Below are 17,303 nucleotides of genomic sequence, written 5' to 3' on the forward strand. Positions count from 1 at the left end.
TATCGAACAGATCAATTTTCAAAATTAATCAAATTCGTGAGTATTGGCAATAAATTTCGATGAATTCTTAAGATACGGATTTATATATTTTTCGATTGAACAAGGTTGTGCAAGGTTATAAAACAAAGATAAGGATGAGGGAACGATAGGAGTACAAATTTTTTATACAAAAAACGCAATACATTATTTTGCAATGTATTGCGTTTTATTTAAGTAGCCCGGCCGGGAATCGAACCCGGATCAAAAGTTTAGGAAACTTCTATTCTATCCATTGAACTACCGCGCCTTAATGTAACGCAAAAGTAATGTTTTTTTGGTTATTTTCAAAAGATACAACTTCATTTTGGCTTTTGGCCTATAGGGGCTGTAAACAATTTCTTATTTAAACTGTTTATAAATAGTATAGTCTAGAAACTCTATAAAAACAATTGTAAAATGAACAAAATAGCAATATTATATGGTTCCTCAGGTGGAAATACCGAATCGGTGGCCAAGAAAATTCAAAAACTTTTTGACGGTAGGGCCGATCTTTATAATGTGGAAAGCGTTAAGCTCGAAGAGATTAAACCTTATCCGTATCTGATTCTTGGTACTTCAACAACAGGTGTTGGCGAATTGCAAGATGATTGGGAGAGTTTTCTTCCTACTTTTAAGAAAGCCGATTTTTCCGGGAAAAAAGTAGCAATTTTTGCTTTAGGAGACAGTGTATCGTTTTCGAATACATTTGCCGAATCGATGCGTGTAATTTATGACGCAATAAAAGATAAGGTAAAAATTGTAGGTCAGGTTCCCGATGAAGGGTATACCTACGAAGAATCCGATGCCGTTATCGACGGCAAATGGGTGGGATTGCCGTTGGATGAAGATAATGAATATGATTTGACGGATGAACGTCTCTCAAAGTGGGTTGAGGAACTGAAGAAAGAATTCGTGTAAATTTCGTTGAAGTTATCTCCGAATAGGTAAACAGATTTGCAAAAAACCGGCAATAGTAAAGGTATCGAATTTTCCGACGGTCGTTAAGATTTCATTAACTTCCGTCGGAAATTTTTTATAGATTAAATCAATGCATTGATTTTATCGACAAAAAAGCGTTTGTCGGCTGCTCCAATGATTTTATCCACTACTTGTCCGTTTTTAATAAAAAGGACAGTAGGAATGTTTCGGATGCCGAATTTTTCCGTCGCTTCGTTGTTTTCATCGACATCAATTTTCCCGATGACGACTTTATCTTTATACTCTTCTGCCAATTGTTCGATAATGGGGCTAACCATTCTGCACGGACCACACCATTCTGCCCAAAAGTCAATCACCACAAGTTTATCTGTTTTCAATACCTCGTCGAGGGTTGCGTCTGTAATTTGAATAGCCATAATAATTCTCTTGTTTGAAAGATTAATTGATTTTGAAATCAATGGATAAATTATTTTTTAAATAATCGATGACATGTTTGTTGACTGCAATGCGCATGGGACGTGAAAAAAGTTCAACATTCATACTTGCATCTTCATTGATTATTTGGAAATATAACAATGAATTTCCTGAATTGTTTTTCAGGAGTGCCGATAATTCGGTTACCGTAGTATCGTTAATTTCGGAAAGAGGAATTTGAAGCGTAATTTTTGATATTAATTTGTCTTTGACATCTGAAAGTAAACTCATCGAACTGATTTTTATCTCGAGTTCTTCAGGACGATAACGTTTGGGCTGAACTTTTGCGGTAACATAAACGGCCAGACCCACTCTTGCAAAACGACCGTAGTTAACGCTGTCTTCACCGAAGAGTGCAATCTCGATGCTCCCCTCGTAATCTTCCAACTTGAATATCGTATAAGGTGATCCTCTGCGGGTTTGCCCTTCACGCACGTTGGTGATGATACCCCCAAAAGATATTTCTTTGCCGTTCAACAGTTGCAAGTCGTTTAATTTTACGGTATCGGCCGTACATACGTAATTGAGAATGCATGCGTAATCGTCCAGCGGATGGGCCGATAGGTAGATACCGATGAGATCACGCTCTTTGTTAAGGCGTTCCAGGTCGGTCCACTTTTCAACTTTAGGTACTTCGGGATGAGCAATTTGGAATGAGCTGTCGTCCCCGAATAGCGAATTCATAGATACTTGCTTGTCCAGCCGGTATTTGTTCCCATATCGTACCAGCGAATCGAGAAATTCTTCCCCCTTACTGTTGACACCTAAAAACTGCTCACGTGTAATACCGGGTAACGAGTCAAAGGCACCGGCAAGAGCAAGGGCTTCAATAGTTTTTTTGTTACACGAATTCAGGTTGATGCGTTCTACAAAATCGAAAATATCCTTATACGGTCCATTTTGCATGCGTTCATCAATAATATTTTGTGCGGCACTTTGCCCTACGCTTTTTATGGCTGCCAACCCAAAGCGGATATCACCGTTTTTATTCACAGAGAATTTAAAGAGCGACTCGTTCACATCGGGACTTAATACATTAATTCCCATTGCCTTGCATTCGTCCATGAATTTGGTAATTTCCGACAGGTTGTTGAGGTTGTTGGACAATACCGACGCCATGTATTCCGAGGGGTAATTGGCTTTCAGCCATGCCGTCTGATAGGCAATCAGCGAATAGCATACGGCGTGCGACTTGTTAAAGGCATACGATGCAAATCTTTCCCAATCGGACCATATTTTGGTCAGTATTTTTTCGTCATGACCATTTTTTCTGCCTCCTTCAATGAATTTTTCTTTCAGTGCAACCATTTTGTCGATGAGTTTCTTTCCCATAGCTTTGCGTAATTCGTCCGATTGGCCACGGGTGAATCCTGCCAATAATCGCGACAAAAGCATCACCTGCTCCTGATAAACGGTAATGCCGTAGGTTTCGCTTAAGTATTTTTCCATGACCGGAATGTCATAGGTGATCTCTTCGCGGCCATGTTTGCGTGCGATGAACGAAGGGATATAATCCATAGGACCCGGTCGATAGAGGGCATTCATGGCGATGAGGTCTTCGAATTTGGTGGGATGCAATTCTTTCAGGTATTTTTGCATGCCTGCCGATTCGAACTGAAAGGTTCCCGTCGTTCTGCCTTCACTATACAGTTGGTAGGTTTTGGGGTCGTTCATGTCGATGGCATTGATGTCGATTTTTATACCTTCCGTAAATTCGATATTGGCGAGCGCATCTTTAATAATGGAGAGGGTGGTCAAACCCAGGAAGTCCATTTTGATGAGTCCGGTTTCTTCAATCACGGAACCTTCATACTGGGTAACCAGCAACTTTTCTTTCGAGTCTTTATCATCGGCCGTGCATATGGGAACAATGTCCGAGATATCGGTTTGCCCGATGATTATGCCGCAGGCATGCACACCGGTGCTGCGCACATTGCCTTCCAGCATTTCGGCATACCGGAGGGTATCTCTCACAAGCGGATCGGTGCTGTTGGCTGCCTCTTGAAGTTCGGGTACATGGTTGATGGCTTCGCGCAGGCTGACTTTTTTAACATTGGGAATTCTGTCGGGAACAAGTTTTGCGAGGCGGTCGGCTTCCGAAAGTGGCAGTTTGTGTACACGGGCTACATCGCGGATAGACATTTTGGTGGCCATGGTACCATAGGTGATGATATGAGCAACTCTTTCGGCACCATATTTTTCGGTAACCCATCGCAATACTTTGCTGCGGCCTTCATCATCGAAATCGATATCGATATCGGGCATGGAGATTCGGTCGGGATTGAGAAAACGTTCAAACAGCAAGTCGTATTTCAATGGGTTTATATTGGTAATTCCCAGGCAATATGCCACAGCAGAACCTGCTGCCGAACCTCGTCCCGGACCCACGGCTACATCCATTTGCCTGGCTGCATTGATAAAATCTTGTACGATGAGAAAGTAGCCGGGAAATCCCATGCTCTTTATCGTTTCCAATTCATACTTCAGTCGCTCTTTTATTTCTTTCGAAAGCGGTTCTCCGTATCGTTTCTGTGCTCCAATTTTTGTAAGGTGTGTCAAATAATCTGCTTCGAGCTTGATGCGGATTACTTTGTCGTATCCGCCCAGCCGTTCGAATGCTTTTTTCCCGAATTCTTCTCTCAACGCTTCCGGCGAGTATCGCGATTTATAAATATCTTCGTTTCCGAATGCCGGGTCGATGGGGTAGAAGGGCATGAGGGGTTCATGATCGATGGAGTAGCAATCCACTTTATCGACAATTTCGAGGGTATTTGCCAAAGCAAAAGGAACATCCGAAAAAAGGAGGTTCATTTCTGCCGAGGTTTTCAGCCATTCTTGTTTGGTATAGCGCATGCGCGTGGGATCGTCAAAATCCTTTCCCGTGCTCAGGCAGATTAATCGGTCGTGTGCTTCGGCATCTTCTTCATTTACAAAATGAACGTCATTGGTAGCAACAACTTTTATGTTGTATTTCTTGGCTATGCGAAGTAATTCTTTGTTAACTTTTTCCTGTTTGGGGTAAGTTGTTTGATCGGCATCAGCGCGGTCGGTTTTATGGCGTTGCAGCTCCAGATAAAAATCATCGCCGAAGAGGTTTTTATACCAGCGCACGGCTTCTTCGGCTTCTTCGATTTGGTCTTCATCGATTTTTCGGGGAATTTCACCACCAAGACAGGCCGACAATACGATTAATCCTTCGTGATATTGTTCCAGCAATTCTTTATCGATACGGGGGCGATAATAAAATCCTTCGGTCCAGCTTTTGGATACCATCTTAATGAGATGTTTATATCCGGTGAAATTTTTTGCCAAAACAATGAGATGCCATCCGCTTGAATCGATTTTGTCGTTTTGCGAAAAACGATCACGTCGCGCAACGTAACATTCGCAACCGATGATGGGCTTGAACAATTTATTTTTGATTTCTGCAAGTTGATTTTGCAGTTTATTTTCTTTTTCGATATTGTTTTGTTTTTGTGCCTCTTCCCGCTCTTTTTCCAGCTTCTTTATTTCGGTATTCAGCGGAGCATTTTTTTTGGCTACGTAGTTGATGAACTCTTTGATCCCGTACATCACGCCGTGATCGGTGAGAGCCATACCTTTCATTCCGTCATCGATGGCTTTATCCACCAGACGCTGAATAGCGGCTTGCCCGTCGAGGAGGGAATATTGGGAGTGAACGTGTAAATGAACAAATGGCTGCATTTCAAACAAGTAATTTTTTTTCGATGTTAATTCTGACAAATATACTCAAAAAAACAGGGACTTTTGGAGAGAAAATGCAGGAAGTTTTGGTTTATTTTTTTATCTCTCGGGAATAGAGATACTTCGCGATAAATAAAATGAACCGGCCACTTTAAGGTGTGAATTATATATCGTGTTTTCTCAATGGAAGGCTTATACAAAAAAGAGTGCCTGAAAAACTTTTCAGGCACTCTCAACTGATAGATGGGGTTATTTGTCTAATAACAAGCGATAAGATACATGTCAGGAGGCATCCCCTGTTGCTTTTTCGAGCTTTTTCATTACAGAGAAAATGAAAATCCCTGAGATTACACAGCAAACAATGAGTATACTCCAGAAACCGACCAATGGGAGTTTTTCCCAAAATGTACCGATGACGCCCACAAGCAGATTGCCTATGGCAGTTGCTGCCAGCCAGCCTCCCTGCATAAGTCCGCTATATTGAGGAGGTGCCACTTTTGATACGAAGGATAATCCCATCGGACTGAGGAATAATTCGGCTATGGTTAAAACGAAATAGGTGCTTATCAACCACGCCGGCGACACCAACTTGTCGGATACTCCGGATATTTCGGCCGGTGCCGGCAAGCCGATGGAACCGATCAGCATAATGGCAAATCCGACAGCTGCCAGAAACATGCCGATGCCGATCTTACGCGGTGCCGAAGGCTCTTTCCTTTTATTTGCCAAATAGCCGAACAGGGCAACGGTAAGGGGGGTTAAGATGATGATAAACATCGGATTGAATTGCTGGAATATCTGCGGGGTGATTTTTGTCATTTCTTCTATACCCTGTATGCGGTTGAAATAATATCCGGCCAACCCTGCAATGCCGGCTACCGTGAGAAAAAGGCCTAATTTTTTGTTGGGTTTGCTTCCCAATAATCCGATTGTTGACAGGTATATGCCGTACAAAAACACAATCAGCGACAACAACGGGAATAGATTGAATAGTAGGGTCCATTCCGCAGGGATGGTACTTTGTGTATAATCCCGGGCAAAGAAAGTCAGTGTTAGTCCGTTCTGATGAAACGACATCCAAAAGAAGATGACTACAAAAAATACGAGGAGCAAAGCTACCATACGTTCTTTTACTTCTTCTTTCGGCATCACTTTAATTTCTTTTCCCAGTGCTTTCGATTCTTCCATTTCCTGTTTCACCGTTTTATCGGCTTTTTGCCATGTTCCTCGAAAGAGCATAAATATAAGGACAGAGATTATAAGGCTGATACATGCTACGCCAAAAGCCAGATTATAAGAAATCGAGAGCGATTCTGTTACGTAACGTTTTCCGAAATTACGGGCAAAATCGTTGGGATGAGGACCTCCTCCCAATTCCGGATCGGTGATATGGATGGCCTTTATTTTGGCAATGATGGCTGCTTTTTCTTCGGCATCTTCCGGATCGCGGCTTTGCAGTATTTCATACTCATGATTGTTGACCATCAGGGCAGGATCGGTAATTTTCCCTGCCCGGGTATATTGGTTCAATCCGGCTGCTTTCAACCGGAAAAGGGCATTCTCAATGTCTTCTTTAAATACGACTTTGTGTTCTTTTTTTGCTTTGTTGAGCACAGCTTCCAATTCTTTCCCGGTTAACTTTTGTTCTTCCGGAGCGAGGTATTGCAAGATGAATGTGTTTTTGTCGATGGCTTGTTTTTCGTCATTCAGTGTAACATAATTTTTGGGTATTGATGCATCATAAGTAAAATTGGATGATCGCAAAACGGCATTGTTGATATAATTGGCTGCGCTTGGTGCAAAAAATGCACCGATATTAATAAACATGTAAAAAATGGAGAAGGCGATATCTCTGTTTTTCCCGTAACGGGGATCGTCATACAGCTTACCTACCAATGCTTGCAGATTACCCTTGAAAAAACCGGTACCCAGTGCAATCAGGATGAGAGAAAAAAACATCATTGCCAGTCCTATAGTATTATTCTCTAGGGGTATGGCTAACAAAATATACCCGACAAACATTACCAAAATGCCCAGCAAAATGGTTTTTCCGTATCCCAGCACTTTATCTGCTAAAACTCCCCCGAATATGGGTAAAAAGTAAACGAGGGCAAGGAAAGAACCGTAAATCATGCTGGTTGTAGCCGATGTTAGTCCGAATTTTGCCTGCATATACAACGTAAGTATAGCCAGCATGGTGTAGTATCCAAACCTTTCCCCCATATTGGTGAGGGCTAATACCAATAATCCTTTTGGATGGTCTTTAAACATGTTGTATCAATTTATAGGGTTTATGATTCATTATTAATTTGGTTCATGGGAATTCTTGGCTTGCAAACTTAGAAAAAAAAAGCGAGATTTTATAACACTGTATCGTCCTGATTTTTGTTTACATTTACTGTAAACTTATTTCAGGACTAGACGCACCTTCTCCGTACCAAGTCCGTACCATCCTCGCTCCATGCTTGCATCACTCTTGTGTCATCCTTGCATAAAGTTCGTTCTGTCTCCGCATGTGAATCCCGCTCTACATGCGGCAAATATGCAGGTTTGCTTTATGTTAATTTAGCAGAATCCGATGTCGCTTCCCCTGCCTTGAAGCGAAGGAAGAGCGAAGGAAGAGCGAAGGAGAAACGATAAAAAGGTCGGTAAAACCCATCTGTCAAACAAAAAAGTCGTTAAACCGAATACCTGTATATTTTTTCTTGGCTTTCCGGATGAATATGCACAATGAATTTAAAAATATGTTTCAGCAAGTTGATTTTAAATTTTTTCCGAAAATGGTGCAACGAACGGTACTTTTATTTCCCGATAAAATTAAATGCATTTTTTTCTTGTGGAAATCTTTTTTTTTGAAAAAATGTATTACATTTGCACTCATAATTCATAAGAAAACAGCACAGATGAAATATATCCATTTTGCATATCCTTTTTACTTTTACTTTTATTTTAAGAAGTAAAAAGGGATTTTATGTGCAAGAATGGATAACAAAAAGACATACATTGAAGTAGGTAAAATCCCGTCACTAGTGATGGGATTTTTTTTTGAATAGAATAATTTTTTTGACGAATATGAAAAGAGTAGCCATTCAGGGAGTGCAGGGTGCTTATCACGAAATAGCAGCACGGAAATATTTCGATGGAGAAGAACTGGAAATAGTTCCGTGTTTAACGTTTAGGGATATTTTTATCGAAGCAAAAAAAGATCCTTCGCTTATCGGTATCATGGCAATCGAAAATACCATTGCAGGTAGTTTATTGCCTAATCACGATTTGTTGAAAATGAGCGAGATGCAGATAGCCGGTGAGTGTAAATTACGTATTTCACATGCATTGGCTGCACTGCCCGGACAATCGATAGCGGATATAAAAGAGGTGATGTCGCATCCCATTGCACTAATGCAGTGTCAGGACTATTTAGATACATTGCCCGGTATAAAAATAGTGGAGAACGACGATACGGCGTTGGCAGCCAAAGAAATCCATGACGGGGGATTAAAAAGATGTGCTGCCATTTGCAGTACATTGGCGGCAGAGATGTATGGCCTTCAGATATTGGCTTCGGGAATAGAAACCAATAAACGAAATTTTACCCGATTTCTTATTTTGGCACAAAAAGAGATGTTGCCCGAAGTACAAAAAGACAATCATATCAATAAATCGTCTCTTGTATTTGTGCTCCCGCATACCGAAGGAAGTTTGTCACGGGTATTGACGATATTGTCTTTTTATGGTATCAATCTCACCCGCATCCAATCACTGCCTATCATTGGGCGCGAGTGGGAATATCAGTTTTACATCGATCTTACTTTCTCCGATTACGAACGTTACAGGCAATCTATAGATGCCATCTTACCCTTGATCGGCAATCTGAAAATATTGGGAGAGTATCGTGAAGATAAACAGAATATTAACAATAACACCACATATGAAAAAGTTGAAACAGATAGAGCCTGCTGAGCACGTAAAAAATATTTCGGAATATTATTTCTCGATAAAACTGGCCGAGGTTGCTCGGATGAATGCGCAAGGTAAGGATGTGATTAATCTGGCGGTGGGGAGTCCCGATCAACCACCTTCCAAAGCAACCATCGACGCACTATGCGAGAGTGCCCGTCAGCCCAATGTGCACGGTTATCAGCCTTATACAGGGATTCCCGAGTTACGGCAGGCATTTGCCGATTGGTACAAAAGATATTACGGAGTGGAGCTTTCGCCGGAAGAAATATTGCCGCTAATTGGTTCCAAGGAGGGTATCTTACATATTTCACTCACTTTTCTTAACGTGGGCGATGGTGTGCTTGTTCCCAATCCGGGTTACCCCACTTATACGTCGGTATCGGCGTTGATGCGTGCCAATATTATCCCCTATGATTTACGGGAGGACGATCATTGGCAGCCCGATTTCGAAGCGCTGGAAAAGATGGATTTGTCGGGTGTGAAACTCATGTGGGTGAATTATCCCAACATGCCTACGGGGGCTAATGCTTCTCGTGAACTCTTCGAAAAATTAGTTGCTTTCGGTAAAAAACATCAGATCATTATTTGTCACGATAATCCTTACAGCTTTATCCTCAACGATCGTCCCATGAGCATTCTTTCTGTGGATGGGGCAAAGGATATCTGCATCGAACTCAATTCGATGAGTAAGGCTCACAATATGCCCGGCTGGCGTATGGGAATGCTGGCTTCGAACACGCAGTTTGTGAAATGGATACTCAGGGAAAAAAGCAATATAGACAGCGGACAGTTCAAACCCCTGCAGATTGCTACGGTTGCAGCCCTCTCGAATCCCCCCGACTGGTATGCACGGATGAACAAACTTTATGCCGAGCGGCGAGTGATAGCCGAAAAGATTATGGATTTGCTCAATTGTACGTATGATAAAAATCAAACCGGTCTGTTTCTGTGGGCAAAGATAGACGACAGGGAAACCGGAAGTGAAGAGCTTATCAACGATATTCTTTATCATGCAAATGTATTTATTACGCCCGGGTTTATTTTTGGTAGTAATGGTGAACGCTATATTCGCATTTCGTTGGGTGTTTCAACGGAAAGAATGCAGGAAGCTTACAGGCGTATCGAAAATTATATTAAGAACAACGAACAATAAAATATTTCATTGAATATGGAATTCTCATCGATTTTATTTCCAGGAATGGACGATAAACGCCCGCTCGTAATCGCAGGTCCGTGTAGTGCAGAGACCGAAGAGCAGGTGATGACAACGGCACGACAACTCGCTGCCATCGGCATAAAAATATTCCGGGCGGGAATATGGAAACCCCGCACCAAACCGGGTGGTTTTGAAGGGGTAGGTAGCCCCGGACTAAAATGGCTGCAACGTGTGAAGAAAGAAACCGGAATGTATACAACGACCGAAGTAGCGACCGAAAAGCATGTGTATGAAGCGTTGAAATATGGTGTAGACATACTGTGGATTGGGGCACGCACTACGGCAAATCCTTTTGCTGTGCAAGAGATAGCCAATACCTTGATAGGAGTGGATATTCCTGTGCTGATTAAAAATCCGGTCAATCCCGATGTGGAATTATGGGTGGGAGCAATCGAGCGTTTGTATAATGCAGGGATCACCCGTTTGGCTGCTATCCACAGGGGATTTAGCTCGGCCGATAAAAACGTGTATCGGAATACGCCTCAGTGGCACATTCCTATTGAACTGAAAAGGCGCTTTCCCGATCTTCCCATCTTTTGTGATCCCAGCCATATGGGCGGTAAACGCAGCATGATTCAGTCGCTGAGCCAACAGGCAATGGATTTGAATTACAGTGGATTGATCATAGAGTCACACTGTTCGCCCGACGAGGCGTGGAGTGATAAGGATCAGCAGGTGACACCGGAGGAGTTGGATCGGATTTTACATTCGTTGGTGATTCGCGATACGATTCAGACTACGGAAGATCTTTCGACACTACGCCGTCAAATTGACGAAATTGATAATCAATTGCTGGATTTGTTGTCAAAACGTATGCGGGTATCGCGTGAAATCGGGCACTACAAATTCGAACACGATATGCCGGTGTTGCAAACCATGCGTTATGACGAGATATTGCGTGATCGTGCCGAACAGGCTGAACGGATGGACATGTCGGGTGATTTTATTCGAAAAGTGCTCGAAAGCATTCACGAAGAATCGGTTCGTCAGCAATTGGTAATTATGGAAAATGCTAAAAAGGAAGATCAATCAAACCAATTATAATTTGTATATGAAAATATTGATATTAGGAGCAGGGAAAATGGGATCGTTTTTTGCCGACGTACTGAGTTTCGATCACGAAGTGGCGATGTTTGACACCGATCCCAAACGTTTGCGTTTTACTTATAATACACTGCGGATGATCGATCCGAAAGAGATAGAGGACTTTGCTCCCGAAATGGTAATCAATGCCGCTACGTTGAAATACACTATCGATGCTTTTAACAATGTGATGCCTTATCTTCCCGAAACCTGCATTTTGAGCGATATCGCATCAGTGAAAACCGGTCTGAAAGGATATTACCAAGAAACGGGACACCCATTTGTTTCTACTCACCCGATGTTTGGCCCCACCTTTGCCAGCCTGAGCGATTTAAGTAAAGAGAATGCTATCATTATCTCTGAATCGGGGGAAGAAGGGAAAGCATTTTTTCGTCGTTTGTATCGTCATCTCCGTCTGAATGTTTTTGAATATACGTTTGAACAGCACGATGAAACCATTGCTTATTCGCTTTCAATTCCCTTTGCTTCTACGTTGGTATTTGCTTCGGTGATGAAACATCAGGAGGCACCGGGGACTACTTTTAAAAAACATATGACTATAGCTCAGGGACTTTTATCGGAAGACGATTTTTTGCTCACCGAAATTCTCTTCAATCCTTATACTCCAAAACAAGTGGAAAGAATCAGAGAAAAACTCAAGGAATTGCTTTCCATCATTGAGTCAAAAGACAGTGACAGCATGAAAGAATTCCTGACAGAGGTAAGAAAAAATATCGAGTGAAAAATGTTTTTATTAGCTGACTTTTAGGGTTTTGTAGCTTCTTTGTCTCCACATTTTCGGCTTAGTTTGACGGTTAGTAAGGCTTGGCTTACTTCCTTGTTGATGTTGTAAATAAGAGTTTGATAAGGCCTTGCACCATTTAGATACGCCAAGGCATTGATAATTTCGACTAATCTGGAAAATGCTTTCTGCATGTTTTCACGTGCTTCTTTAGCTTTACCGGCTGCAATGGCTTCTTCAACCCGGTTACGGTCGTTATAGACTTCCTCTAACGCATTGTTATACGCTGCAAGTTTTTCTATGCGTGGCATTGCCGAAACTAATGTCACATATGCAGCGTTTTGTGGTGAAGAGAAATCTTCCAAGATATTTTTGATGATGGATGTTTCTTCGCGTAAAGGTTTCCGTTCGATATTTTTACCGTAGCTGTGTATTATGTTGATCAGGCGTTCGGCTGCTTCGGCTATCCGGGGGTCGGGATGCATTTTTTGTGCTTTCAGGTAACTGCGTAAAGCCTTAAATTCTTTATCGCGATCCTCATCGAGTTGCAAGATTTTCTCGGTCAATCCACTTTTGTGTAGCGGACTTATAGTTTCGGAAAAAGCGGTATAGGCAGGTAAAAAGTCTGTTTCGTATACTTTTTTCAGCTTCAAAGTTTCCAAATCTTCTTTTTTCAGGTGGTTATTGATGTTTTTCATCACTTGAAAAAAATCCATTATGTGCATATTGCGCAAATTCGATCTTTTTACCATTTTATTTTGTTTTTGGTAGTTGATAATTATGTGTTCCTTAGAAAATTGAACGATTGGATTGTTTATACAAAACAAACAAACAACCCCTTGTTTTTGTTCAAAATAAAGGGTTATCTAATTTTACGGTTGATTTAAGGTTCCACATATGCTTTGATAATCCTTGCATCTTTTTTGGGTCGGTTATGGGCATCAGTAGGGAGAGCACCAATCCGGTCGATTACTTCCAATCCTTCGATCACCTCCCCATACACAGTGTATTCTCCGTCTAAATGATGTACACCGCCTTGGGTGGAATAGTCGGCTTTTTGTTCAGGAGAAAAGAAAAATTTGTCGGGAGCTGCTGTGTATAACGAATCCACGATGTGAAGCACAGAATCGAGTTTGGCATTGAAAGCATGAGGATCGGTGGCTTTCAATCGAGCCAGTTCTTCTTTGTGTGGCGAGTAATGGGTGCGGATGATTTTGTTTTTTATGGGCACGTTTACGGCCATTTCCAGTGTATCCAGTCTTCCTGGCGTGTATATTGTTCCCTGAACGATATAGAATTGCGACATATCCGATTTTTTTTGCGGATTTTCTTTGTCTTCTCTTCGCGGAGCAGCCAAAGCGCCTTTCTTATGGTAATGGTTTGGCCGGATTTCGGGCATGATCTCCATATCGGTTCGTCCCGATCCAATCGTTACGCCCGCAGGTGCATTGCGTGAGTCTTGAGCCCCTCCCTGTATCATGAAATTTTCGATAACGCGATGAAATAATGTACCGTCGAAATACCCCTGTTTTACCAATTTCAGGAAATATTCGCTGTGACGAGGAGTATCGTCATACAGCATCACTTTCATATCGCCATAAGTGGTCGAGATAATTACGGTCGGGTATTTTGTTTGTGTGCTTAATGTAGTCGCACCTGCAAATAGAACGAATAAAAGAAGGATATATTTTCTCATTTTTTTTATTAGTTTGGTGCCCTGCGATAAAGGAAAAAGGCAATTGCAGTAAATAAAAGGTTGGGTATCCATGCAGCGATAAAAGGACTCATCGCACCGGATACGGCGAATGACGAACTGATAGTCATAAACAGAATATATGCCATGCTCAATACTAAGCCGATACCGATGTTTAAACCCATGCCGCCTTTTACTTTTCGTGCCGATAATGATGCGCCGATAATGGTTAGGATAAAGGCCGAAAGAATGGAGGCAATTCGCGAGTGATATTCAATCTGAAAGGGCTGGATGTTTCCCATACCTCTTTTTTTCTGACTGTTGATATATTGTCGGAGTTCTGTCAGTGTCATCATTTGCTGGTCGGTTTTCGCGATAATAAAATCATTGGGAACAATTTGCATGGTGGTATCGATGCTTGTTCCCGAAGTGATTTGTTCGCGTAAACCATCGAAGGTGCGTATCTGATAGTCATGTATGGTCCAATGATAGGCAGAATCGTATTGGATGGATTGTGCGGTAAGACGGGATGTTAATTGCAGACTATCGAATCTGTCGAGAGAGAAATTATACCCTTTGTTGGTGGAGAGATCAAAATTACCGAAATAGGCAATAGTACCCGGAGCAACCATAAATTGAATATCACGGTCGCCTACTTTACGCTTTTTAGGGTCAATATATTTGGCTTCGAAGGCAATGCGGGTTTTATTGGCAGGCGGAATAATGTATCCGCCAAAAACAAAGGAAACAATGGCAATAATTAGGGCAGCGATCATATAAGGACGCATCATTCGCTTAAAGCTGATGCCATTGGTAAGGATGGCGATAATTTCAGAATTATTGGCCATTTTCGATGTAAAAAAGATGACAGCCAGGAAAACGAACAGGGGACTGAACAGGTTGGCGTAGTAAGGTATAAAGTTCAGGTAATAGTCAAAAACGATTTCTTTCAAGGGGGCATTATTGGTCATGAATTTATCGATTTTTTCGTTGATATCGAAAACCACTGCAATAGAAAGAATGAGGGCGATCATGAAAATAAATGTCCCCAGAAACTTAACGATGATATATCGGTCTATCAGCTTTAGTCGAAAATAGTTGTTCATTTTGTTTCTTTCCATCTATAATCGTCTCATTACATTTTCTATCGTGTCATTTTTCCATCTTGAGAAATCGCCTGCAATGATATGTTCTCTTGCTTCACGCATGAGTTGAAGATAAAAAGCGAGATTATGAACAGAAGCAATTTGCAGTCCCAAAATTTCTTTTGTGTTGAAAAGATGACGCAGATAGGCTTTGCTGTATAAGGAATCGACGAACGAGGTACCGTTTTCGTCAAGAGGCGAAAAATCGTTTTTCCAACGTTCGTTGCGCATATTCATGATGCCGTTTTTTGTAAATATTTGTCCGTTGCGGCCATTATGTGTGGGTATGATGCAGTCAAACATGTCGACTCCGCGTTCAATGGCTTCGAGTATGTTGGCGGGAGTTCCTACACCCATCAGATAGCGGGGTTTGTCTTTAGGCAGGATTTCGTTTACCAATTCAATCATTTCGTACATTTTTTCGGTAGGTTCACCCACAGCGAGTCCGCCGATAGCATTTCCTTCAGCCTCTTTTGCTGCAACATTTTCGGCAGCCCGGCGACGCAGATCGGGATATACACACCCTTGGACGATAGGGAATAGCGTTTGTGAATAACCATAGGGACATTCGGTTTCGCGAAAACGGGTAATGCATCTGTCGAGCCAGCGCTCGGTTAGTTCCAATGATTTTTTGGCGTAAGTATAATCAGCCGTACCGGGTGTGCATTCATCAAACGCCATGATGATGTCTGCACCGATGATGCGTTGAATGTCCATAACATTCTCGGGTGTGAAAAAATGCCTCGATCCATCGATATGTGATTGAAACAGGGCTCCTTCTTCGGTAAGTTTGCGGTTTTCGGCCAGCGAAAAAACCTGGAATCCGCCACTGTCGGTCAATATGGGTTTATCCCAACTAGTAAACTTATGCAGACCCCCGGCTTGTCGCAAAATTTCTAATCCCGGTCGAAGATAAAGATGATAAGTGTTGCCCAAAATAATTTGTGCCTTAATATCGTTCTTTAGTTCGGTTATATGAACAGCTTTCACACTTCCTGCTGTACCTACGGGCATAAATATCGGTGTTTCCACTTGTCCGTGGTCGGTGATAATCAATCCTGCCCTTGCTTTCGATTTCGGGTCGGTATGTTGAAGTTGAAAATTCAATATATTTGCTCTCTGTAATTTTAATGACAAAGATAGTAAATCTGTCATCATAAACTGAATAGAAGAAATTTAAAAATAGTTAGGGAGATTAATAACAATTGTCCTTGAAAGTATTATGGATGTTGCTTAATTATTTTTAACGGCAAAAGCAAGGGAAACCGCTTTAACATTTCTATTTTTGTAGTTAATAAAAAATCTCCTATTATTTAATAATCCCATAATATGAGCCAAGTAGTTGATATAAAAGAACTAAATGAAAAAATTGAGAGGGAAAGTGCTTTTGTTAGGACACTCATGAACGGAATGGACAAAGTGATTGTCGGACAGAAACATCTTGTGGAATCGCTTCTGATAGGGTTGTTGTCTGATGGGCATATTTTGCTGGAAGGGGTGCCGGGTCTGGCGAAGACATTGGCAATCAAAACTCTGGCTCAGTTGATCGATGCCAAATACAATCGTATTCAGTTTACTCCTGACTTGTTGCCTGCAGATCTCACAGGTACAATGATATACAGTCAGCGTACAGAAGAGTTTATCGTAAAACACGGTCCTGTTTTTGCTAATTTTGTTTTGGCCGATGAAATAAATCGTGCTCCGGCCAAAGTGCAAAGTGCGTTGCTCGAAGCCATGCAGGAACGGCAGGTAACCATTGGCGAAAAAACGTACAAGTTGCCGAATCCTTTTTTGGTGATGGCTACACAGAATCCTATCGAACAAGAGGGTACTTATCCGCTTCCCGAAGCTCAGGTTGACCGTTTCATGTTGAAGATCGTGATCGGCTATCCCGATAAAGAGGAAGAGAAAAAAATTATACGACAGAATATTTATGAACCGGTAAGCATCGATCGTCCTGTAATTACAGCTGCAGACGTGCTGAATGCACGTGAAGTGGTTCGTGAAGTGTATATCGATGAAAAAATCGAACACTATATAGTAGATATTGTATTTGCAACTCGTTTTCCTGATTTGTACGGACTGGCAAACCTTAAAGAAATGATCGGATTTGGTGCTTCTCCTCGTGGTTCTATCAATTTGGCATTAGCTGCCCGTGCTTATGCTTTCATCAAACATCGCGGATATGTGATACCCGAAGATATTCGTGCTGTTTGTCATGACGTGCTTCGTCATCGCATAGGACTTACTTATGAAGCTGAAGCCAATAATATGACATCAGAAGAAATTATAAGCGAAATTCTGAACAAGGTTGAGGTTCCTTAATGT

The 17,303-nt window shown here is 41.7% G+C and carries 13 protein-coding genes and 1 tRNA gene; 6 read left to right on the plus strand and 8 right to left on the minus strand.

The window, feature by feature from the left end; genetic code table 11:
• Positions 1–214: 214 nt before the first annotated feature.
• A tRNA-Arg gene (locus OLM34_RS03060) sits at positions 215–286 on the minus strand.
• Between the two features lie 149 nt (positions 287–435).
• On the opposite strand from OLM34_RS03060, the gene OLM34_RS03065 reads away from it, so the two are divergent.
• On the plus strand, positions 436–936 hold the full coding sequence (locus tag OLM34_RS03065) for a flavodoxin (protein ID WP_264405152.1): 501 nt from the start codon (positions 436–438) through the stop codon (positions 934–936).
• A gap of 122 nt (positions 937–1,058) precedes the next feature.
• Here OLM34_RS03065 and trxA read toward each other — a convergent pair whose 3' ends face one another.
• The 3 genes from trxA to OLM34_RS03080 form a co-directional block, all read right to left on the minus strand.
• Entirely contained in the window at positions 1,059–1,373 is a 315-nt protein-coding gene (trxA, locus tag OLM34_RS03070) for a thioredoxin (RefSeq protein ID WP_264405154.1), read from the minus strand.
• A 22-nt stretch (positions 1,374–1,395) separates the two neighbouring features.
• Positions 1,396–5,136: a DNA polymerase III subunit alpha gene (gene dnaE, locus OLM34_RS03075; protein WP_264405156.1), complete on the minus strand. Its 3,741-nt coding sequence runs from the start codon at positions 5,134–5,136 to the stop codon at positions 1,396–1,398.
• Between the two features lie 282 nt (positions 5,137–5,418).
• Entirely contained in the window at positions 5,419–7,407 is a 1,989-nt protein-coding gene (locus tag OLM34_RS03080; RefSeq protein ID WP_264405158.1) for a peptide MFS transporter, read from the minus strand.
• A gap of 801 nt (positions 7,408–8,208) precedes the next feature.
• Here OLM34_RS03080 and OLM34_RS03085 point away from each other — a divergent pair.
• Genes OLM34_RS03085 through OLM34_RS03100 form a run of 4 tightly spaced genes read left to right on the plus strand, consistent with a single transcriptional unit; the run spans position 8,209 to position 12,137 of the window.
• The gene (locus OLM34_RS03085; protein ID WP_264405159.1) at positions 8,209–9,096 is read left to right on the plus strand and encodes a prephenate dehydratase; all 888 of its coding nucleotides are present in this window, start codon (positions 8,209–8,211) and stop codon (positions 9,094–9,096) included.
• Positions 9,065–10,249, plus strand: a complete 1,185-nt coding sequence (locus OLM34_RS03090; RefSeq protein WP_264405161.1) for a pyridoxal phosphate-dependent aminotransferase — start codon at positions 9,065–9,067, stop codon at positions 10,247–10,249. Before OLM34_RS03085 ends, OLM34_RS03090 begins: the two co-directional genes overlap by 32 nt.
• Before the next feature lie 15 nt (positions 10,250–10,264).
• A complete protein-coding gene (locus OLM34_RS03095; protein ID WP_264405163.1) occupies positions 10,265–11,356 on the plus strand; it encodes a bifunctional 3-deoxy-7-phosphoheptulonate synthase/chorismate mutase type II in 1,092 nt (363 codons plus the stop codon).
• A 7-nt stretch (positions 11,357–11,363) separates the two neighbouring features.
• On the plus strand, positions 11,364–12,137 hold the full coding sequence (locus OLM34_RS03100; protein ID WP_264405165.1) for a prephenate dehydrogenase: 774 nt from the start codon (positions 11,364–11,366) through the stop codon (positions 12,135–12,137).
• Between the two features lie 23 nt (positions 12,138–12,160).
• Here the strand turns inward: OLM34_RS03100 and OLM34_RS03105 are convergent, their stop codons facing one another.
• The 4 genes from OLM34_RS03105 to tgt all read right to left on the minus strand — a co-directional run bounded on the left by OLM34_RS03105 (position 12,161) and on the right by tgt (position 16,082).
• Positions 12,161–12,853, minus strand: coding sequence for a DUF6261 family protein (locus tag OLM34_RS03105; RefSeq protein ID WP_264405166.1), 693 nt, complete (start codon positions 12,851–12,853; stop codon positions 12,161–12,163).
• Between the two features lie 167 nt (positions 12,854–13,020).
• Positions 13,021–13,833: a peptidylprolyl isomerase gene (locus tag OLM34_RS03110; RefSeq protein ID WP_264405168.1), complete on the minus strand. Its 813-nt coding sequence runs from the start codon at positions 13,831–13,833 to the stop codon at positions 13,021–13,023.
• Positions 13,834–13,841: 8 nt separating this feature from the next.
• Entirely contained in the window at positions 13,842–14,951 is a 1,110-nt protein-coding gene (locus OLM34_RS03115) for an LptF/LptG family permease (RefSeq protein ID WP_264405170.1), read from the minus strand.
• A complete protein-coding gene (tgt, locus tag OLM34_RS03120) occupies positions 14,952–16,082 on the minus strand; it encodes a tRNA guanosine(34) transglycosylase Tgt (protein WP_264405316.1) in 1,131 nt (376 codons plus the stop codon).
• A 222-nt stretch (positions 16,083–16,304) separates the two neighbouring features.
• On the opposite strand from tgt, the gene OLM34_RS03125 reads away from it, so the two are divergent.
• A complete protein-coding gene (locus OLM34_RS03125) occupies positions 16,305–17,300 on the plus strand; it encodes an AAA family ATPase (protein WP_264405171.1) in 996 nt (331 codons plus the stop codon).
• The last annotated feature ends 3 nt before the right edge of the window (positions 17,301–17,303 follow it).

Origin of the sequence: Anaerorudis cellulosivorans, from assembly GCF_025943985.1 — a bacterium.
Taxonomy (GTDB): Bacteria; Bacteroidota; Bacteroidia; order Bacteroidales; family Dysgonomonadaceae; genus Anaerorudis; species Anaerorudis cellulosivorans.